Annotated in this window: 15 protein-coding genes and 1 pseudogene; 6 read left to right on the top strand and 10 right to left on the bottom strand. The window is 67.2% G+C overall.

Features of this window, described 5'->3' with window-relative positions; translation table 11 throughout:
• Window positions 1–6: 6 nt before the first annotated feature.
• The 4 genes from BMI01S_RS21950 to wecB are packed head-to-tail and all read right to left on the bottom strand — an operon-like array spanning window position 7 to window position 8350.
• Complete coding sequence (locus BMI01S_RS21950; RefSeq protein WP_051381465.1) at window positions 7–2592, bottom strand: NfrA family protein; 2586 nt, start codon at window positions 2590–2592, stop codon at window positions 7–9.
• A complete protein-coding gene (locus BMI01S_RS21955) occupies window positions 2589–4769 on the bottom strand; it encodes a glycosyl transferase family protein (RefSeq protein ID WP_028231713.1) in 2181 nt (726 codons plus the stop codon). The genes BMI01S_RS21950 and BMI01S_RS21955 overlap by 4 nt, the downstream gene beginning before the upstream one ends.
• Before the next feature lie 2 nt (window positions 4770–4771).
• A complete protein-coding gene (locus BMI01S_RS21960; protein ID WP_063619607.1) occupies window positions 4772–7081 on the bottom strand; it encodes a cellulose synthase in 2310 nt (769 codons plus the stop codon).
• A 45-nt stretch (window positions 7082–7126) separates the two neighbouring features.
• Window positions 7127–8350 carry a non-hydrolyzing UDP-N-acetylglucosamine 2-epimerase gene (wecB, locus tag BMI01S_RS21965; protein ID WP_081723484.1) on the bottom strand — a complete coding sequence of 408 codons (1224 nt, stop codon included), beginning with the start codon at window positions 8348–8350 and terminating at the stop codon, window positions 7127–7129.
• A gap of 507 nt (window positions 8351–8857) precedes the next feature.
• Between wecB and BMI01S_RS21970 the strand changes: the two genes are divergently transcribed.
• Window positions 8858–9850, top strand: a complete 993-nt coding sequence (locus tag BMI01S_RS21970; RefSeq protein WP_028231712.1) for a hypothetical protein — start codon at window positions 8858–8860, stop codon at window positions 9848–9850.
• Between the two features lie 92 nt (window positions 9851–9942).
• Here BMI01S_RS21970 and BMI01S_RS21975 read toward each other — a convergent pair whose 3' ends face one another.
• Complete coding sequence (locus tag BMI01S_RS21975) at window positions 9943–12273, bottom strand: cytochrome P450/oxidoreductase (protein WP_028231711.1); 2331 nt, start codon at window positions 12271–12273, stop codon at window positions 9943–9945.
• A gap of 155 nt (window positions 12274–12428) precedes the next feature.
• Here BMI01S_RS21975 and BMI01S_RS21980 point away from each other — a divergent pair, with 155 nt between their 5' ends.
• Together BMI01S_RS21980 and BMI01S_RS21985 are read left to right on the top strand one after the other, a co-directional pair.
• Window positions 12429–13277 carry an IclR family transcriptional regulator gene (locus BMI01S_RS21980; RefSeq protein WP_081723483.1) on the top strand — a complete coding sequence of 283 codons (849 nt, stop codon included), beginning with the start codon at window positions 12429–12431 and terminating at the stop codon, window positions 13275–13277.
• Window positions 13278–13342: 65 nt separating this feature from the next.
• Entirely contained in the window at window positions 13343–14695 is a 1353-nt protein-coding gene (locus BMI01S_RS21985) for an NYN domain-containing protein (protein WP_081723482.1), read from the top strand.
• 296 nt (window positions 14696–14991) lie between these two features.
• Here BMI01S_RS21985 and BMI01S_RS21990 read toward each other — a convergent pair.
• The 4 genes and pseudogenes from BMI01S_RS21990 to BMI01S_RS22005 form a co-directional block, all read right to left on the bottom strand.
• Window positions 14992–15225: pseudogene (locus BMI01S_RS21990) on the bottom strand (hypothetical protein); the annotation flags it as partial.
• 62 nt (window positions 15226–15287) lie between these two features.
• On the bottom strand, window positions 15288–15875 hold the full coding sequence (locus BMI01S_RS21995) for a LutC/YkgG family protein (protein WP_028231708.1): 588 nt from the start codon (window positions 15873–15875) through the stop codon (window positions 15288–15290).
• On the bottom strand, window positions 15862–17256 hold the full coding sequence (locus tag BMI01S_RS22000; protein ID WP_028213599.1) for a lactate utilization protein B: 1395 nt from the start codon (window positions 17254–17256) through the stop codon (window positions 15862–15864). The genes BMI01S_RS21995 and BMI01S_RS22000 overlap by 14 nt, the downstream gene beginning before the upstream one ends.
• Window positions 17253–17996, bottom strand: coding sequence for a (Fe-S)-binding protein (locus tag BMI01S_RS22005; RefSeq protein ID WP_028231707.1), 744 nt, complete (start codon window positions 17994–17996; stop codon window positions 17253–17255). The genes BMI01S_RS22000 and BMI01S_RS22005 overlap by 4 nt, the downstream gene beginning before the upstream one ends.
• On the opposite strand from BMI01S_RS22005, the gene BMI01S_RS40965 reads away from it, so the two are divergent.
• The 3 genes from BMI01S_RS40965 to crcB all read left to right on the top strand — a co-directional run bounded on the left by BMI01S_RS40965 (window position 17995) and on the right by crcB (window position 19503).
• On the top strand, window positions 17995–18156 hold the full coding sequence (locus tag BMI01S_RS40965) for a hypothetical protein (protein ID WP_154671326.1): 162 nt from the start codon (window positions 17995–17997) through the stop codon (window positions 18154–18156). The two genes, BMI01S_RS22005 and BMI01S_RS40965, sit on opposite strands and share 2 nt — an antisense overlap.
• Before the next feature lie 63 nt (window positions 18157–18219).
• Window positions 18220–18966, top strand: a complete 747-nt coding sequence (locus BMI01S_RS22010; RefSeq protein ID WP_028231706.1) for an SDR family oxidoreductase — start codon at window positions 18220–18222, stop codon at window positions 18964–18966.
• Between the two features lie 156 nt (window positions 18967–19122).
• A complete protein-coding gene (gene crcB, locus BMI01S_RS22015; RefSeq protein ID WP_028213596.1) occupies window positions 19123–19503 on the top strand; it encodes a fluoride efflux transporter CrcB in 381 nt (126 codons plus the stop codon).
• Window positions 19504–19593: 90 nt separating this feature from the next.
• Here the strand turns inward: crcB and cfa are convergent, their stop codons facing one another.
• Window positions 19594–20763, bottom strand: coding sequence for a cyclopropane fatty acyl phospholipid synthase (gene cfa, locus BMI01S_RS22020; protein WP_028213595.1), 1170 nt, complete (start codon window positions 20761–20763; stop codon window positions 19594–19596).
• Window positions 20764–20811 lie beyond the last annotated feature (48 nt).

The following is a 20811-nucleotide window of genomic DNA, read 5'->3' on the forward strand; positions in this document are numbered from 1 at the left end:
GTTTCCTCAATAAGAAAGGACCGCGCCGAAGAACACGCCGCCAGCGCGGTCGTCGCCCGTGATGCGCCAGCGATACTGCACCGCGACGTCGACATACGAGCGCGGCGCGTCGTAGAAGCTGTCGCGGAACCAGTAGCGCGTCGAGATGCCGACACCCATGCCCACCGGCACGCTGTGGTTGATGCTCGAGTCGTAGTCCATGCCGACCACGGCATACGGAAAGACGGTGAGCTTCGGGCTGACGGTGTCGAGCCGCCACGTGCGACCCGCCTCGAGATAGCCCGTGCCGTAGTTCCAGCCGTTGCTCACGTAATGGCCGACCTCGCCGTAATCCTGCACCGTCCACCACGAAGGCACGTCGAGCCGCCGCTCCGTGCCGAAGCCGCCCGAGTAAGCGAGGCGCAGGAGCCAGTCGGATGGCGCGCGCGAGCCGATGGGAATGAGCCGCTCGAATGCCACGACGGCATCGATCGACGCGAACGGCTTCGCGCGCGCACCGATGGCGCCGAGCGCCGTGGAGATGCCGCTCGGTGCGTCGCCCTTCGCGCCGACGTCTTGATAGGCGCGCGCGTAGACCTCGAAATTGCGGTCGCCGAGCGAGCCGAACGGCCGCCAGTAGCCTTCGACACCCATCTGCCAGTTGTTGTACGAGCCCGGCACCGCGCCCGTCGAGACGCCCGGCTGCAGGCCGGCACCGCGATAGTTCACCGAAGCGGTGAAGCCCCAGTCGCGCGTGACGTCAGCGTGCGCATTGCGCAGATCCTGGAGCTGCAGCTGCGTGGCGGGTGCGACGCCGGCCGGCGGCGACGTGCCGTAGTCGATCGCACGCCTGAAATAGCTCGCCGCAAGCGCGTCGAGATGCGCGCGGTACGCACTGTAACCCGCATCGCCGGCACCTCGGGGCGGCAACTGGCCGGCTTCGTCCGCCTGCATGAAGTAAGCCGCGGCACGGCGATCGTCCCCTGCTCGCTGCGCAACGTACGCGGACGAAAGCGGCGGCAGCCCGTCCAGCAGGCCCGCTTCGAGCATGGCGCGGGCCTCGCGCCGGGCGCCCTCGCTGTCGCCTGCGGCCACGAGGGCATCGATCAGTTCCAGCCGATGCTGCGGATTGCGCGGGTCCGCGGCCACGGCCCGGCGCTGCGCGGCGAGCGTGCCCGCCCGGTCGCCGCGCTGCGCCGCGAGTATCGCGGCACGCCGGTCGGCGAAGCCGGGATCGGCCGCATAGACGTCGCAGGCGGCACCGAACTGGTCCACCGTGCAGTCGAGTACCGGGCGCGCCGCCGTCGCCACGCCTTCGCCTGGCGTGGCAGGCCAAGCCGAAACGGCCGGCTGCGCGAGCGCGGCCCGCGCCGCGTAGCGGCGCATGGCGATGATGGCGTCCGTATCGTCCCCCGCCGGCTGCAGCGTCGCGAGCAGGTCCAGCGCGCGCTGTGGCTGGCCTTGCGCCGTCCACACATCGGCGATGATCGCGCGCGCCACACGTTGGTCGCGTTGGTCGCGTTGGTCGCGTTGGTCGCGTTGGTCGCGTTCCTCGCGAGCCGAGGCGCCAGCGTTGCGCAGCGCCTGCGCGAAATCCTCATCGGCCTGCGCCGACCGGCCTTGCGCCGCGCGCGCGTAACCGCGCAGCACGTAGAGCATGACGACAGGCGTTGTGCCCGATGCGATCGCATCGCCCGCCGCGGCCTCGAGCCCAGCCATGTCGCCCTGTTCGAGCAGCATCGAGCCGAGCAGCAGCCGGTTGCCGAGTTGCATCGGCGCATAGCCGATCGCGTCGTGCATGAGCACGATGGCCTGGGCGGTGTCCCCCCGCGCCCGCGCCGCCTGGGCAGCGTGCACCGCAGCGGGCGCGAGCCGCGCGCCGACCACCGTGCGTCGCTCGCGCAGCGCCGGGCTATCGCCGAAACGGCGCTGCGTCTCCTGCGCGGCCTGCCACGCCTCGCGATCATGGCCGCCGGCCGCGGCGGCGTCGATCGCGAGCAGTCGCAGGCGCAAGATGTCCGGACGCAGCGCGATCACAGCGTTCGCCTCCTGCCAGGCCGCGTCGTATTGCTTTGCCGCATACGATTTGTAGGCCTCCTGAGCAAGCTGCCATGCCTGGCCGGTCAGATACTCGGGCGGCCCCGAACCCGGCGGCGGCGCCGCCGGCGGCGCACCGCCGGATCCTGCCGGTGCGCCGGGACGCGCGAGCGCCGCCACCTGCGCGTCGATCTCGCGCCGCCTGGCGGTGAGCGTGGCGTCGGGACCGATCTGGGCAATCGCATCGGCAAGCGTGCGGCTCGCCTCACGCCATTGCCCGCGCGCCGCCAGGGAATTGGCGAGCAACAGGCGCAGCGCGGCGAGATCGGGGCGTTGGCGAATTGCTTCTCGCGCGTAGCGCTCCGCGGCCGGATAGTCGTGGCGCGCATAGGCGTCATAGCCCTGCTGGGCGACGCGATACGCCGCGCCGCTCAACGGCAACGGCTGCGCTCCCGCCTGCGGCGCCTCGGCGTGGACACGCCCCGCGCCGGCGAAACCGGTGCACATCGCCGCAAACAGAAATACACGAGGAAGCGTGCAAAGAGGCGCAATCAAATGCTTCGGAGTGCGTTTCATGTCGTCGTGGCACCTTCGGCGCGCAGGCGCTCCTGTTCCGCGATTGCCGAGACCAGCGCATCGCGGGTGATCACGCCCTGCTCCACCATGAAGTCGCCAATGCGCCCGTGCTCGGCGGGACGATAGCGTTGCAGCGCGCCCTCGAACGCCGCGCGCTTCACCGCGCCGCGCTCGATCAGCAGGTCGCCCAGCAACGGTACGCCAGGCGCCGCGGCTGCGCGTTCTTCGGCCTTCGCGTTGGCTTCATGGGTCTCGCGTACCTGAGACGGCGCCACGCCGCGCAACAGGCGCAAGCCGTCCGCAATTTCGCCCTCCCGTACGATGCGCTGCACGATCGGCAGCGCGCATTGCGTCTGCAACTGCGCGAGCGAAGCTTCCGGGAGCGGGCTTGCGCACAGCAGCACCGCGTGCCCCTTGCCGTCGTCACCTTGTGGCAGCACGCGGTAGCGCACCGCGAAATCGAGCGGCAAATCGCCGGCGTAGCGCGCGAGCCGCTCGCGATCGAGCCGCCCGCGCGGCAGGTCGGCCTGGAACGCGATGGCCTCCGCGAGCGTCTCCTCGTCGAGCCAGCCTTGCGCCATCAGCACGCGGCCGAGCGGCGCCTCACTCGCATGCTCCCCGGCAAGCGCCTGCTCCAGTTCCTTGGGTCCGATCGCCTGCCACGACAGCAGCAGTTCACCCAGACGCTGACGCCGGTCCGTAAAGCCGTCCGACGACGGAAAGTCGTGCATGGTTTTGTCCCACACGAGCCGCTTGCCGGTGACGAGATACGCGAGATACATTTTCCACGCCCGTGATACGGCCATGAAATTCACGAAATTGCCGATCACCATGCGCGGCACCGCAAGCAGGCCATGCTCCCAGCCATAGAGGCGCGACACGAAATAGACACGCTGGGCCACGCGCAGCAGCAGCGCAATGCCGTTCGCCCACAGCACGATGGTGAGAAAGCGCGAGCCCGCGAACGGCGACGCGATCAGATCCGGACGAATGCCGAGAAAATCGGCGTACGCGAAGAGCAGGAACTGCACGAGCAGCGCATAGGCCACGATGCCGACGAACGCCGTGACGATGCCTTTTCGGTCGCGCGCGAGCAGATAGCGGTTGGCGATCGAGCCGACCCAGCCCGTCTGCTCCCATCCCTGCAAGCCGATCCCGAGCGTCCAGCGCGCGCGTTGACGGTAAGCGGTGCGAAACGTATCGGGAAAGAACTCGCGTACGCATAGCGGCATCGTCAACGTCACGTCGCGTTCGGGACCCAGGCCGAACCACGACTTGCGCCGTGTGGCGAATTCAACCGGAAAACGGGCGAAGATCGAATGCATGCCCATGCGGCCCAGACGCTCGCCCACATCGTAGTCCTCAGTGAGCGTCTCGGTGTTGAAGGGCTGGTTCTGCGTTTCCTTCGCGAGCCCAGCCAGCGCGCGGCGCGAAAAACAGGTGCCCACGCCCGCCGAAGGCACGGCGCCCGCGAGACTTTCGCGCACCACGAGATCCTTCGCATGCCATTCCGCGAATTCGTCCATGTAGGTGCCCGCGACCAGTTCGTACCACTCGCGCTCGAGCGAGGCGACCGGCAACTGGATCATGTCCTTGCGCGGTAGCAGATAGTTGAAGAAACGCAGCTCGAGCGGATGCAGCACGTCCTCGCTGTCGTGCAGGATCACGCCCGCGAACTCGGTGCCCGTTTCGCGTTCCATGCGAAAAATCGCCTGCACGATCCAGTTCAGGCAATCGGCCTTGCACGTTGGGCCGTCGTGCGGGACCTCCACGCGATGGAGCTGCTTGTAGCGCCGCCGCATGCGCTCGACTTCGGCAATGGTCGCCGCGTCGTTCTGGTAAGTCCCGACGAACACGACGTAGTTCGTGTAGTCGATCACGCGCACGAGATCGGTGACCATCGAGGCGATCACGTCCTCCTCGCGCCACGCGGGGACCATGATCGCGAGCGGCTGCTGCTCGCGCGCGTAGAGCTGCTCCGCGCGCAGCGGCTCATAGCGGCGCTCGATCGTGAAGTGGCGGATGATGCGGCGCACCCAGTACCACGCGTCGATGAACAGATCGTCGATGCTCGATAGCAGGATGATCACCGCCACCACGGCCGCCAGGTATTCCATGCCGTGGTAGTAGCGGGCCGCGAAGTAGTTGAGCCACCAGTCGAAGGCGTTCGCGCTCACGATCAGCCCTGCTTGTTATCTGGATTGCCGCCGGTGCCGTCGGCACTCTCTTGCGCGGCACGCGCCGCAGCGGCCGCAGCCGTGCGTGCCCGCGCCCTCTTGCGCGCCCGGCCGGCCGCGAGCAGCAGCGCCAGCAGCAACACGAGCGCAATCGTCGGCACGGCCCAGCCTGCCCAGTGGCGCGTGAGCCAGCCGCGCTGGTCGTCGAGCGGCGGTACGCCGCCCGGGTACTGCGTGTCGAAGCTCTTTAGCACGCCGCTCGCGTCGACGATGGCCACGTCGCCCTGCTGCAGTTGCATGCCGGGCGGCAGGACGGGCGGGTCGCCCACGCTCCGGAAGGCGACGCCCGGCACGCTGCCAGCGCGCACCACCTGAATCAAGCCAAGGTTCGCGAGACCCGACACGTCGACGAGCATCGAGCCGCCGCCACCCTTGAGCGTAAGACGCCCGTTTGCGAAGCTTGCGTGGCCCGCCTCGCTGTCGAGCGCGACGTCGGCGGCGAGAAAGGTTTCTTTCGGCTGCGCAGCCTGACCGTGCGACACCACCCGGAGCGTCGCGCGCGTGGGCGCCACACCCGCCGCATTCGCGAGCCGGGCCACGCGCGGCAGCGTGCTCAGCGAATCGGCCAGATACGCGTCGGGCACGAGCACGTCCGCCGTGCGCGAGAAACGCGCCACCATGCCCGTGAAGTTTTCGCCGAGCGGTCCCTTGCCGAGCACCAGATGACTGCCCGGCAGCACGGCCGCCGGGTAACCCTGTTCGCGTGGGCGGCAGCCGCCCGCTGGCTGGCGCTGGAACACCACGCGCAGTGCATTGGTGGTGCCGAGCGCATAGACCGGGATGTCCGCGCTCACGCGCTGCGCGCGTCCATCGGTATCGAGCAGATGCGAGCCGATCAGCACCCCGTTGAAGAAGATCGATGCCGTCTGGCCGTTGCGGTCCGCGGCGGGCGCGGCCGCCAGATCGAGCACCACGCGACGCGGAATGCGCCCGTCGCCCGACACGGCCGCGAGATCGAAATTGGCCTCCCACGCCGCACTCGTCAGCACGTCTAATGTTCCTGGCGCCCCGCCGATCAGCGACAGTGCGATCTGGTCGCTCGATCCGCCGGCGCTCAGGTTAGGCGACGCGGCAAGCTCGTGCACGACGAGCCGGCGGGAGGCGTAGATGCCGCTCCAGGTGCGCGCAAGCGCGCTCACACCGGTATCGTCGCCGCCCACGACCACAGGGAGACCGCCCAGGTGCGCGAGGCGCAGCTCGCCCGGCTCCAATGGCGCGGCGAGCGCGCCACCGGCATGGGTGCGCCAGGTGTCGAAGGCGCTTGCGGCGTCGGGGGACAGGGTTTGAACCTCGCCGCGCAATGCGTCGAGCGCCGCGCCGGTCTGCGCTCGCAGCGCATCGTCAGCGACCACGACGTTGGGCGCGAAGGCGCCCGCGGGCGCGAGTGCGATGAGCGCTCCGAGTTCGGCGGGATTCGCGATCTTGTGCGAACCGCCCGCTGCGAGTGCGGCAAATGCAGGGACCGCCTGCAATGCGGCCGGTATCTGCACGGTGCCGAGATCCACGGTGTCGCCCACTGCGGGCATGCGCGTCGTGACGGGGGTCGCGCCGCCGCGCATTAACAACGCTTCGAGCCGCCACGCCACGTCATAGGGCGCGGCGTCGAGCTTGCCGCCACTCACGAGTACCACCGGTTTCGCGGGCAGCGCGCTCCACGCGGTGCGCACGTCGTTCACGGCCGAGGTGTCGAACTGATACGTGAGGCGCGTGGTGGGCGCGACCTTCCATACGTTGCCAATCGCCGTCTGGTCCGTGCACACATTCTCGTTGAGCACCGACGACCAGTGCAGTCCGACGCGCACGAAGCCCGAGGGGCGTGGCGCGCCATCCACGCCGATGCTGAGCGACCCGTCGCCCTGCGCGTCCGTCACGTTGCGGGCCTGCACGGGCGAGCCGTCGAGCGAGAGCAGGAAGGTCGTGCGACCGCCATTGCCGCGCAGATAGCTCGCATCGAGCTGCAGCGTCGCGTTGCTGATCGGCAAGCCAGCAGGCACGGGCAGATAGAGTTCGTGAGCCGAATCGGGCGCGCGCAGGACCACCGGGTCGCGCACGCCGAGCTCCGCCAGCGAGAAGCTTCGCGACGCCACGCGCCCTGCGCCGAGCTGTGCGAACGCACCGGCCAGATCGCCGGCAGCCGCGCTAGCGGAACCGCTCGCCGCTGCCAGAAGTGCTGCGGCCACCCACACGCTGAGCGGCACGCACGCGCCCTTGCGTCTCGCTGCGCGCGCTTGCCCGGTCAGATCGAATCTCACTTGTCATGCCTCATTTTCGTCGGCGCAGCCGCGCCAGGTTTTTCGTCAAGGCACCGCGTCGGCTTCGTCGTCTTCGCCTCGCCCGGGCCGCGTGGCGACCACGGGATGGCGGTAGCCCGGCAGCTCGCGGCTCGCGAACGGCTCGAACGGCTTGCCGGTGAGCGCCGCGACGATGCGCCCGCAAGCGTGCCCGTCACCATAAGGGTTGACGCGCCGTGCGTAGGCACGCCGCTCGTCTTCGTTCTCCACGAGTTCGAGGACGGCGCGCACGATCGCGGTGCGCTCGGTGCCGATCAGCTTCACGGTGCCCGCGGCGAGCGCTTCGGGGCGCTCGGTCACGTCGCGCATCACGAGCACGGGCTTGCCGAGCGCAGGCGCCTCCTCCTGCACGCCGCCCGAGTCGGTCAGCACGATCGCCGCGCGCTGCATGAGACGCACGAACTCGGGGTAGTCGAGCGGATCGGTGAGATGGACGTTGGGCGCGTTGCCGAGCGTGGCGAGCACCGGCCCGCGCACATTGGGATTCAGATGCACCGGATAGACGATCTGCATCTTCCCCGAATGCGCGAGCGTGGCCAGCGCCGCGCAGATATGCTCGAAGCCTTCGCCGAAACTCTCGCGCCGGTGCCCGGTGACGAGCAGCAAGGGCCGCCCGGTTTCCGTAGGCTCGAGAAACGGAAACTGTGCATCGATACGCTCGCGCAGCGCCGCGTCGCCGTCGAGCCGCTCGCACATGAGATGCAGCGCGTCGATCACGGTATTGCCCGTCACGACCACGCGCCCGGGCAGCGCCTCCGCTTCGAGATTCGCCTGCGAGCTTGCCGTAGGCGCGAAGAGCAGGTCGCTCACCACGTCCACCACGCGACGGTTCATTTCCTCGGGCCATGGCTCGAACAGATTGCCGGTGCGCAGCCCCGCCTCCACATGGCCAACCGGTATGCGCCGATGAAAGGCGGCGATAGCGCCGGCCATGCTGGTCAGGGTGTCGCCGTGCACCAGCACGCGATCGGGCGCAACGGCTGCGAGCACGTCGTCGAGCCCGGCGAACAGGCGCCCCGCGAGACCGTTGAGCGTCTGGTTCGCGGTCATCGCACCGAGATCGTGCGCGGGAACGATGCCGAACAGATCGAGGACCTGTTGCAGCATGCTTTGGTGCTGCCCGGTCACGCACACGATGGACTGAACGCCGGGCTCGGCTTCAAGACGCTTGACGAGCGGCGCCATCTTGATGGCCTCGGGCCGCGTACCGAATATCGAAAGGATGCGCACTGGCAGGTTTCCGTTGGCAGGTGTCCTGGCGCCGCGGCGTTGCCCGCGCGCGACGCCCCCTTTTTCTCCTCGTTCTCATGTCGTTGCCGCCGGTCTCTCGTGGTACGACTGCCTTGCCTGGATGCGCTTTCTGCGCTGTCGTCCATCGGGGAGCGGACGGGCCGGTGAGGCGTACTGTACCTGCTTCGTCAGACAGTTGCGAGTATGCGTGCCAGCGCCCGGCGCTCGCAACACCGCCTGACAATTGTTCAACGTTTGGATATGTATCGCGGGATTATTGCGCTCACCGCCACGTTCCGAATACCGAAGCCGCGTTCGTCGCGTCTTCCGCCGGATAGAAGTAAGCTCTTGCAACGATCAGGATCGCACAGGCACCCGTGTTTTCAGGCTGTGCGAGCCTCCCGCAGCGCAATGACACCCTCAAAAGCCGGCGCCGCGTTCCGTCTTGCCTCGACATCCCGCCGTGGCAGAATCGCCAGCGTCAGCCCACGAAAACGAAACTGCGAGATGGACGACCTCATACTCGACGAATTCGATGCGGCGCAACTGATACCCGGCTTCAGCGCGCCGACACTGCCGGGCGAGCGCCCGGACCCCGCGACGCTCGAAGCGGCCGAACGCAACACGCGCCACTGGACGAGCCGGCGCAGCGGCGCGTTCGTGCCCGGCACCGATGTTCATCGCGATGAAACCTGCCGCATGTTCCGCGAGACGTTCAACCCGTACCGGCCCTCGGTGCTCGAATGGCCGAAGCTCGATGCCGCGGTGCTCAAGCGCATCACCGATCTGCCCATCTGGGACATTGCCGTGCAAACGGAAGGCCGCGCGCGCCTGCGCATGGCGGCCTATGCCGCGTCGCTCGGCGCGGGCCCGATGCGCGACGCGCTCGCGCTCAACGCGTGGGAGGAGAACCGTCACAAGGAGGTGCTCTCGCGCATGGTGGCCGCCTACGGCATTGCGCTGGCGAGCGAGCCGCCGTACATCTACCCGAAAGACGCTGAGTGGGCCTATCTCGTGACGGGCTACAGCGAATGCGTGGACAGCTTCTTCGCTTTCGGCCTCTTTGAAGTGGCGAGGCGCTCGGGTCTCTTTCCGCCCGAACTCATCGACACGTTCGAACCCGTCATGCAGGAGGAGTGCCGCCACATCCTGCTGTTCGCCAACTGGGTGGCCTGGCACCGCGCCCGCCTCGCCTGGTGGCGCCGGATTCGCTTCGAGCTGAAAGTGGCGGCCGTCTGGGCGTTTCTCGTCTGGGAACGCATCGGCCTCGCGCGCACGATGGACGCCGAGGGCAACGAGCACAGGCACGACAACAACTTCACGATGAACGGCGCGCAGCAGGTGACCGACGTCGACATCAGCGTGCCGGAACTCATGCGCCTGTGTCTTGCCGAAAACGACCGGCGCTTTTCGGGGTACGACAGCCGTTTGCTGCGGCCCGAAACGATGCCGCGGCTCGTGCGCTTCGCATTGCGCTTCGTCCGCGAGAAAAAGCGCTGATGGTCCCCAGCATCGAGCGCTCGCTTTGTTCGGGCGGATGGCCGGTCAGGCCGGTCTTGACGTTCCATGGCCGCCGCTTCGCCGTGCCGAGGCTAGAGTTCGAGTATCAATCGCCCGCTCTTCGCCCGCGAGCAGCACGTCATCATGCGCGTTTGCGTCTCGCGCTCGGCCCGCGTGAGCACGACGTCGCGATGCTCGATCTCGCCCGCGAGCACGCGCACCTCGCACGAGCCGCACAGGCCTTCCTCGCAGTCGCTTTGCACATCGATGTTGGCGCGCCGCAGCGCGTCGAGCACGGTCTGGTCGGCGGCCACGTCAAGCACGAGCCCGGAGTCCTTCAGCTCGACCTGGAACGCCCGCTCCTGTGACGGGTCGAGCTTGCCGCCGCTCGCGGCGAAATGCTCCACGCGCAGTGAGTCCTCGGGCCATGCTTCGCTGCAGGCTTCGAGGGCTTCGAGCATGCGCGCGGGACCGCAGGCATAGACGCGCGTGTGCTCGTCCACGCGCAGCGCGGCAAAGTCGTTGCGCGCACCTTCGTCGGATACGTGCAGATGCAGGCGATCGCCGTGCAGTTGCGCGAGTTCGTCGACGAACGCCATCGTCTTGCGCGAACGCCCGCTGTAATGGAGTTCGTAGTCGATGCCAAGCTCGCGCGCACGGCGCGCCATGGCGCTCACCGGCGTAATGCCGATGCCGCCCGCAACGAAGATGGCGCGGCGCCCTTCCTCGTCGAGGCGGAAGTGATTGCGCGGGCCGCGGATCTTCACGCGCATGCCCGCGCGCAGCGTGTCGTGCACCCACGCCGATCCGCCGCGGCCTGGCGTTTCGCGCAGCACGGCGATCTCGAACGCGCCGGTGTCGGCCGGGTTTCCGCACAGCGAATACTGGCGCGAGATGCCGGTGTCGCCGCATTCCGCGTCGATATGCGCGCCCGGTGCCCAGCGCGGCAGCGCGCCGCCATCCGGCGCGACGAGACGCAAGCGCACGATGCGATCGGCCGCGGCATCCACGCGCTCGACCACGACGGGCCGCGAAAGCGCGTGCGCGGAAGGCTCGCCGATGCGCACCGGCACATGCAGATCCCGCAATGAAGGATTCGTGCGCTCCGGGTTTTGCGCCGGGTCCCACTCCACGATGAGATGCTCAGGACCCCGGAACGATGTATTGGGCACGTAGGTGAACGACTGCTCGGCGAGACGCATGTGCGGCAGGCGGCGCGTGAACGCTTCGAGGAAGATCTGCATCTCCATGCGCGCGAGATTCTTGCCCATGCACTGGTGCGCGCCGTAGCCGAACGTGACGTGGTCGCTCGCATTGTCGCGGCGGATGTCGAACAAGTCGGCGTCTGCGAAATGGCGCTCGTCGTGATTCGCCGATGAAGTCACGATGAGCAGCTTCGAACCAGCCGGAATGTCGACGCCGCCAAGCTGCACGTCCTTCGTGGCGAGGCGCCGCCAGGCGGCCACGGAGCCGTTGTGGCGCAGGCATTCTTCCACCGCGTTCGGGATGAGGCTCGGGTCTTCGCAGATCTCACGCCAGGCATGCGGGTGCTGCAACAGCAGCTTCATCGCGTTGGCCGTGGCGTTTGCCGTGGTCTCGTGCGCAGCCACGATGCCGGCCATCATCATCGAATGCAGATAGGAGTCCGTGACGACTTCCGGATGGTCTTTCTGCTTGCGGATGCCGTACTGCATCCAGCCCGGCCCATCGGGGTTCTGGCGCATTTTTTCGAGCACCTTGCCCGCGAACTGCCAGAAGTTGCCGACCGCGTGCGCGACCTCGACCTGCTCTTCGGGACGCGGCCGCCCCCACGTGTTGACGGTGTGCGCGATCGAATACTTGCGCAGCAGGTCCATGTCCTCCTCGGGTACGCCCAGAAAATGCAGCGCCACGGTGAGCGGCACTTCCCACAGCATCTGGTCGACGAGATCGGCGCGGCCTTCATCGATGAAGCGGTCCACGTACTCGCGCGTGAGGCGCCGCACCATGGGTTCGTGGTGCCTCAGATGCTCGGGCGTGAACGGCTCCATGAGCACGCGGCGGCGCGGCATGTGGGCGGGCTCGTCCTCGTTCACGAGCGTACGGTTCATGGCGTAGCCATACGACTGCAGCACCGCGTTCGCTTCGGGACCGGTCGGCGTGATCTTTTCGAGTGCGATCGACGGGGAGAACGTGAGGTTGTCGCGAAAGATCGCCTTGATGTCGGCATAGCGCGTGACTACCCAGTAGCCGAGTTGCGGGCTGTAAAACACGGGCTCCTGCTCGCGCGCCCAGCGCACATACTCGGGCGGGTCCTGCTGATAACCGTCGCTGAAGGGGTCGAATGCAGCGGCGTTGGCGCTGACCGGACAGCGCGGCCCGGCTTGCGCTCCATGTGGAAACGGGCAGTTGCCCCGCTGCGGCTGTGAAGGTGTCTCGCTCATGGGACCTCCTGCAATCTGGACGCGTTACGTTTTGCGTAACTCTAGTACGCATTGCGTAACCAAAAGATAGGGGTTAACCTTCAACGGCAGCGAGCACCGCGCGGCGCCTGCGCGCCCGACAATGCCGCGAGAAACCAACGAACTCATAGCCAACCATGACCCCATCGGCGACCAGAACCACGAAGACCACGACGGCAGCAAAGACCGCGCCGCGAGACGCGACCGCGCGGCGCCAGCGCGTGCAGTCTGCGCAAACGGGCATGGCCGTGCTCAAGGGTCTCGCGCGCCTTGGCGGACGCGCGAGTCTGTCGGGCCTCGCCGCGTGTGTCGGCGAAAGCCCTGCGAAGGTGCATCGCTATCTCGCGAGCCTGATCGAGGAAGGCCTGGTCGCCCAGGACGCAGTCACGCAGCAGTATCTGCTTGGCGCCGAGGCGATGATGATCGGCGTGGCCGCCATGCGCCAGGCCGACCCCGTGCGCATGGCGGAGCCCGCGCTCATGCGCTTGCGCGAGTCGCTCGAGGTCACGTCGTTCGTCGCGGTGATGGGCAACAAGGGGCCGACGATCATCCGCTTCGAGGAGCCCGGGTTGCCCGTGACCGTCAACGTTCGGGTGGGTTCCGTGATGTCCTTGCTCTGGTCGTCCACGGGCCGCGTGTTTCTCGGCCTGCTCGACGACACGCGCGTGCTCGCGCAAGCCGAAGAGGAACTCGCCCACGCCGACGCTTCGTTGCGCATGCAACTCAATGCGAGCGATCCGATCGGTACGCTGCGCCGCGATGTGCAGGCTGCCCGCTGCGCGAGCGTACGCGATACGAACCTCAAGGGCATCAGCGCCGTATCGGCGCCGCTCTTCGATCACACCGGCAAGCTTTGCGGCGTGCTCACCGCGCTCGGCGCAACGGGCGGGTTCGACGCCACGCCCGAGGGCCCGGTCGGACGCGCAGTGCGCCAGGAGGCCGAGGCCGCGAGCGCCCTGCTGGGCTACAGTCCGCCTGGGAACTAGCGCTTCGATCCGCGTGCAACCGGCTATCATGTGAATTCAATTGGCAGATGGAACGACTCAATCACATGGCTTCCCCACAGGAAAACGTCAGCATGGCGGTGTTTTGCGACTTCGAAAACGTCGCGCTCGGCGTGCGCGACGCGAAGATCGATCGCTTCGATATCAAACCCGTGCTGGAGCGGCTGTTGCTCAAGGGCAGCATCGTCGTGAAGAAGGCCTACTGCGACTGGGACCGCTATAAGGGCTTCAAGGCCGCGATGCACGAAGCGAGCTTCGAGCTCATCGAGATTCCGCACGTGCGCCAGTCCGGCAAGAATTCGGCCGACATTCGCCTCGTCGTCGACGCGCTCGATCTTTGCTACACGAAATCGCACGTGGACACCTTCGTGATCGTGAGCGGCGATTCCGACTTTTCGCCGCTAGTCTCCAAGTTGCGCGAGAACGCCAAGAAGGTGATCGGCGTGGGCGTGAAGCATTCCACCTCGGACCTGCTCGTCGCCAACTGCGACGAATTCATCTTCTACGACGACCTGGTGCGCGACCAGCCGGCACACGGCAGGGGCAAGCATAAAGCTGACGGCGGCGCGAAGCGCCAGGAAAGCGAAGAACGTCAGCCGAAGCAGGACAGCGAGGAGCGCAAGTCGAAGGCCGTCTCGTTCGCGATCGAGACGCTCGACGCACTCGTGCTCGAGCGCGGCGAAAGCGGGAAGATCTGGGCGTCGGTGCTCAAGAGCGCCATCAAACGCCGCCGACCCGACTTCAACGAAACGCGCTATGGCTTTCGCGCGTTCGGGAATCTGCTCGAAGAGGCGCAGTCGCGCGGGCTGCTCGAAGTCGGGCGCGACGACAAGTCGGGTACCTGGGTGTCGCGGCTGAATCCGCCCCCGCTCGCGGCTGCGGCTGCGGCTGCCAGCGTGCCGGCGACGGAAGGTACGCCCGCTCGCGCGGAAGACTCGCGCGGCAGGCGCAAGGGGCGCCGCAACGGACGCGGCGGCGCGGCAGCGGACACGCGCGAGGCCACGGTGGAGGCGCCTGAGACACCGGCCGAGGTTCCGTTCGAGCCCGTCGAATCGCTCGCGCCCGCAACGCAGGTGCACGAAGCGCCGCCGATTTTCACCTTCGAGCCGGTCGAAGCGCGCGAGACTGCCTCGCCGCATGGCGCGCATGTCACGGCCGAGCCGGCGCACGGTGCGCAAACCGTCGAGCCCGCCCCCGCACGCGCGCGCAAGACGGCTACGCGCAAGAGCCCCGCGCGCAAGAAAACAACGAAGACGGCGGCCCCGAGTGCGAGCGCCTCGCCCCCCGGCGCAACGGACGAACCGGCAAGCGCCGGCGTCCCGCCGGCAGAAACCGCAGCAAAGAAAGCGCCAGCGCGTGCGCGCCGCTCGCGCAGCAAGGGCGCTTCAGAACAAAGCTGAATATCGCGCCATGCGCGCCGTTGGTGACGGGCGGCGCGCAACAGCGTCGATCAATCGCCGAACGGGTTCGGCTCGCGCTTGTCCTTCCCGGGCGACGGCTCATCGCTCACGGGTTTCGCCGCTCCGAAGGGATCCTGCTTGCCCGGCGCCCGTGCGTCGCCGAACGGGTTCGCCGCCGCGGCGGGCTTCGAACCGCCGAACGGATTCTCCGCCGCGGCACGCTTCGTTCCGCCGAACGGGTCGCGCATATCCGCCGCCTTGGCAGCCGCCTCCTCCGCGGCTTCATCCGGCGCCTGCGAGAGGTTGTATTCCGTGCGCACCTGGTCCAGCACACGCGCGACGCTCGCCTCGAAACCCGCCGCGTTGTGGAAGTGCTGCATCGTCCAGTTGCAGCCGCTGCGATCGGGGGCCTGCAACTGCGGGCGCGGCACGCCGATCTTCACGCCATCGTCGATCACCTCCTGCAGCCGGTGAATGCGACGGTGCACTTCTTCCTGCAGGCGCGAAGCATTGAGCGTCTTGCGCAGCATGGCGAATCTCCTTTGCTGTCCTCCTGACCTCGCGGGAGTCTAGCGCAACGCAATCCCCACCGTCACGGCACGGGCAGCCATACGACAGTCAACGACCTCACCCCTTGCGCGCCCTGGATCAGCACGCCTTCGATATCGGCCGTCGCCGACGGCCCCGTCACGAGCGCCGCGTAGCGCGCGGCGCGAAAGTCGTCGCGCCGGTACGCGTCCTGCAGCCCGGCCACCAGTTGCGCCGGATCGAGCAGCACCACCAGATGCTGCACGAGATAACCGAGCGCGTTGACCACGTACTCGCGCTCGCTCAGCCATAGCGAGCCGGTCTCCGCCACGCCGAAGCGCGCGCGCACCACGCCCACGTCGACGTCTTCGAGCGATGCCGGGCTCGTGGCAGCGTCGATCTCGCGCGTGCCCTCCACCTCGGGCGTGGCGGAGGCGATGCGGGCCTCGTCGCCGAAGCGGCGCAGGATCAGCGCGCGCACGTCCTCCGGGTTTCGCGCCTCCAGCTCCCCTCCGCCCATCAGCTTGAGCGCGGCGCTGAAACGCTCGCGCAGATCCCCGGCGGGCGCCTCGAACATGGGCACATCGGGCAGCGGTTCGTGCGCAGGTTGAGCGGCGCGCACGCGCGCGAGAAACGCCTCACGATCCGCCATCGCCGCCTCCCGTACGATTTTTCCGGTACCACGCATGGAACGTCGTGTGGGGCACGTGCGGCAGGTCGCGCTGCTTGCCCCAGATATTGAGCGGGTTGTAGAGCATGAAGTTGGGCAAGCGACGCAACGCGCCCTCGAGCGATGCCACGGCGCCTCGATAAAGCGTCGGACTCCCAAGCAATCGGCCAGCCATCTTGAGCACCTCCTGCTTCACGAACGGCAGTTCGTGCTGCGCGGCGATGACCTGCCGCCACTGGTAGATCTGCTCGTGGATATTGATCTTCACGGGGCAGACGTTGGTACAGCTGCCATTGAGCGTCGAGGCGAACGGCAACGCGCTGAAGCGCTTGAGGTCGAAGGTCGGATTGATGATCGCGCCGATCGGCCCCGCATAGGTGCTGCCGTAGGAGAGGCCGCCGCTGCGGCGATATACGGGGCAGGTATTCATGCATGCGCCGCAGCGGATGCACTTGAGCGAATGCCAGAACTCGGGCATGGCTAGCCGCTCGGTGCGGCCATTGTCCACGAGCACGAAGTGCATTTCGGCCCCCGGCCGCGGCGCGCGAAAATGCGAAGTGTATTGCGTGATGGGCGAGCCGAGCGCGCTGCGCGAGAGCATGCGCACGAACACGCCCAGATCGGAGAGGCGCGGAATCAGCTTCTCGATGCCCATCGAGACGATGTGCAGCGGCGGCACGTTCGCCGAGAGGTCCGCGTTGCCTTCGTTGGTGCACACCACCACCGTGCCGGTTTCGGCAACGGCGAAATTGCAGCCCGTCATGCCCGCCGTCTTTTCGCGCACGAACCACGGCCGCGTGTTCATGCGCTGGCTCTCGGCCAGATAGTGAATATCGCTGTTGTGCGGGTCGGTGCCGATCGTGCGGCCGAACACTTCGGCCACGTCGTCGCGCAGCTTGTGCACGGCGGGCACGACGATATGGCTGGGCGGCTGCTTGTCGAGTTGCTGAATGCGTTCGCCGAGGTCGGTCTCCATCACCGAGATGCCGCGCGATTCCAGATAAGCGCGCATTTCGCACTCGTCGGTGAGCATCGACTTGCTCTTTACGAGCGCCGTCATGCCCCGCTCGCTCAGGATGCGATAGACGGTGTGATTGTGCTCTTCAGCCGTATCGGCGAAATGCACCTGCACGCCGTTGGCTTCGGCCGTGCGCGTGAACTGGTCGAGGTAGTCCGCGAGATGCGAGAGCGTATGCGCCTTGATTTGCGACGCAAGCGTGCGCAGCGTTTCCCATTCGGGAATGGCATGGGCCTGCACGTCGCGCTTCGAGCGCAAGTCCCACAGGCGCTTGTCGTGGAAAGCCACGTGCTCGGGCCGCGAGAGAAACGCGCCGGCGAGCTTCGCATGTTCGACGCGCTTCATTCGCGTGCTCCGTTGAGCACCTGCGCAATATGGATGAAGCGGATGTCCGCGCTCATGCGCTCGGCACAGCCCTGCTGGTGCATGAGACAGGACATGTCGGCGGACACGATGTACTGCGCGCCCGCGCTCACGTGATCGACCACCTTGTCCTGGCCCATGCGCACCGACACGGCCTCTTCAGTCACGGCGAACGTACCGCCGAACCCGCAGCATTCGTCGGGGCGCGCCGGCCTCACGAATTCGATGCCCCTCACGTGTTCGAGCAGCGCGAGCGGCTTGGAGAACACCGGCCCGGCCACTTCCGAGACCGAAGCTTCGTGCAAATGGCGCAGCGCGCTGCAGCTGTTGTGCAAGCCCACGCGCCAGGGAAATTCAGCCCACGGAAATTCGCGCGCACCCAGAACGTCATGCAGAAACTCGACCAGCTCATAGGTGCTCTCGCGCACCTTGCGCACCGCGTCGGTCTGCTCGATCGCGTTGAAGTGGTCGCGCACATGATTCACGCAACTCGCCGAGGGCCCGACGATATAGTCGTAGCCCGCGAACGCGCGTGCGTATACGCGCTCGGCGCCAGCCGCCTCGGCCTGCGCGCCGCTGTTGGCCATCGGCTGGCCGCAGCAGGTCTGTTCCTGTGGATAGTCGACCTCGCAGCCGAATCGCTCCAGCAGTTCCAGGGTTGCGATACCGACTTCGGGGTAGAACGCGTCGATGAAGCAAGGGACGAACAAGGCGACTTTCATGCGCAGGCTCACACGAAAAGCGGACCCGAACATTCTACTGCCGAAGGGCGCGCGGCGCGCCGGCGCCCATGACGAAGTCGCGCAAACCGTGGCCGCCGCGAATGTGCGCCGCACCATTGTTAATCGAAATGGAATGATGAAACCCGGCGGCAGGCAATGATCGCCGCCGCGGCTTCATTCATGATCGCCCCCATTCTCACCACGCACAGGAAGGGTCACGATCATGAATGCAACCACGAACTCGAACGGCGTCGCCATCGTCACGGGCGCCTCGCGCGGCATTGGCGCCGCGATCGCCGAGCGTCTCGCGCGCGACGGCTACGCAGTCGTCGTCAACTACGCCTCGCGCAGCGCAGAAGCTGAAGCGCTCGTCGCGAAGATCGAGTCGGCCGGCGGCCGCGCCATTGCGGTGCGGGCGAACATCGCGAAGGCTCACGAGGTGCGCCAGCTCTTCGAAACCACCGCCGAAATGCTGGGTCAGCCCACCCTGCTCGTGAACAACGCCGGCATCATGAAGACGCAGACGATTGCAGAGTCGACCGACGCGCTCTACGACGAGACGTTCGACATCAACGTGCGCGGCACGCTCAACACGCTGCGCGAAGCGGCGACGAAGCTCGCGGACGGCGGCCGCGTGATCAACTTCTCGACGTCGGTGCTCGGGATGAACCTGCCCGGCTATGGGCTCTATACGGCTAGCAAGGCTGCCGTGGAAACGATCACGCGCGTGTTCGCACGCGAACTGCGCGGACGCTCCATCTGCGTGAACGCGGTCGCGCCCGGGCCGGTGGCGACGGCGCTGTTCCTCGATGGGAAGACTGAAGAGCAGGTGCAGCACTACGCGAACATGCCGCCGCTGCAGCGCCTCGGGCAACCCGAGGACATCGCAGGCGTCGTGTCGTTCCTCGCAGGCCCGGACGGCGGCTGGGTCAACGGCCAGGTGCTGCGCGCAAATGGCGGGATCGTCTGACGCGATCGCGCGGACAGAACTGGCTCGGCGCGGGCGCCCCGCCGGGTCCTGTGGCACCGCGCCCGCCGGTGCTACACTCCGTGCTCGAAAACGGCACGAACGAGGGCTGGCCGGCTGGCGCGCCGGCTCTCCTTGCGCCCTCAACCATATCAGACCATGTATCTGTCCATCATCGCCGTCGGCGTCGGCGGCGCGCTGGGTTCGCTGTTGCGCTGGGTTCTCGGCCTGCGCCTGAATGCGCTCTACCCTGAGCTACCGCTCGGCACGCTCGCGTCGAACATCATTGCGGGGTATGTCATCGGCGTCGCGGTCGCGTTCTTCGGGCGCATGCCGCAGCTCTCCGCCGAATGGCGCCTGTTCGTCATCACGGGCTTGATGGGCGGCCTCTCCACGTTTTCCACCTTCTCCGCCGAAGTCGTTTCGCATCTGCAGCACGGGCGTTTCGGCTGGGCCGCGGGCGAGATCGCCATTCACGTGTGCGCCTCGGTCGTCATGACGATCCTTGGCATCGCAACGGTCTCGGCACTGATCCGCTGAGCGGCTGATCCGGAAACGGAACGGCCGCGTTCGCGAGACCCGGCCGCATCCTGTGGGCGACTGCCCGGTCAGGGCAAAGTCAACGCCGGTTCAGGCCAAGGCGGGACGCTGATAGCCGCCCAGCACCCCATTCTTCGAAAATACCCATTGCCACAACTGGATGTCGCGCGCGCGGAACGCCCCGGCGCACGACAGCAGGTAGTAGCGCCACATGCGGTAGAACCGCTCCCCCATCCGCTCCTTGAAGCGCGGCCACGCGGCTTCGAAGTTCGCGTGCCACGCCATGAGCGTGCGGTCGTAGTCGGCCCCGAAGTTATGCAGGTCTTCGGTCACGAAGAGACCGCCCGAAGCGTCCGCGATCTGGCCGATGGTCGGCAGCTCGCCGTTCGGGAAGATGTACTTGTCGACCCACGGATCGGGCGTCGTGTCGCGGCGGTTCTTGCCAATGGTATGCAGTACGAATAGACCGTCGTCGGCGAGGCAACGCTGCGCGACTTCCATGAAAGTGCGATAGTTCTTCGGGCCAACGTGCTCGAACATCCCCACACTGGCGACGCGGTCGAACTTCTCGTCGAGCAGGCGGTAGTCCTGCAAACGGAATTCGACGGGCAGGTCCTTGCAGCGTTGAGCGCCGAGCGCGGCCTGCTCCTTCGAGATCGTCACGCCCACGCACGACACGCCATAGTGTTCGGCTGCAAACTTCATGAGACTGCCCCAGCCGCAGCCGATGTCGAGCAGGCGCATGCCGGGCTTGAGGCCCAGCTTGCGGCAGATGAGGTCGAGCTTGGCCTCCTGTGCCTCGTCGAGCGTTTTCGCCCCACCCGACCAGAAGCCGCATGTATAGGTCATGCGCTTGTCGAGCATTGCCTCGTAGAAGTCATTGCCGATGTCGTAGTGCTGCTGCCCCACCTTCCATGCGCGGCGCACGGTCTGGCGATTCATGAGACGCGCCTTGAGCGCGTGGAAGACGAGCCGCGCAGGATCGATCTGTTCATCCAGATGCGCGCGCAACACACGTGCGAAGAACTCGTCGAGCCGCTCGCAGTCCCACTGGCCGTCCATGTAGGCCTCGCCGAGGCCCAGGTTGGCCAAGGCGAGCACACGCTCGGGCACCAGCGGGTCATGGATGCGCATGTCCCAGGGCCGGGTGCCGTTGACCTTCACGTCCGCTCGCCCCAGTAGCTGGGCGATGAACCGCCAGGCCCCCGAACCGGTGGCTTCGCGGGCGGAATGGGCTGCTTCGAGATCAGTCGTTGCCATACGTGCTCCGTATCGGCCGGAGTTGGCCTCCTTGATGCCTTTCTCCGG

This window comes from Paraburkholderia mimosarum LMG 23256 = NBRC 106338, from assembly GCF_000739815.1.
Taxonomy (GTDB): domain Bacteria; phylum Pseudomonadota; class Gammaproteobacteria; order Burkholderiales; family Burkholderiaceae; genus Paraburkholderia; species Paraburkholderia mimosarum.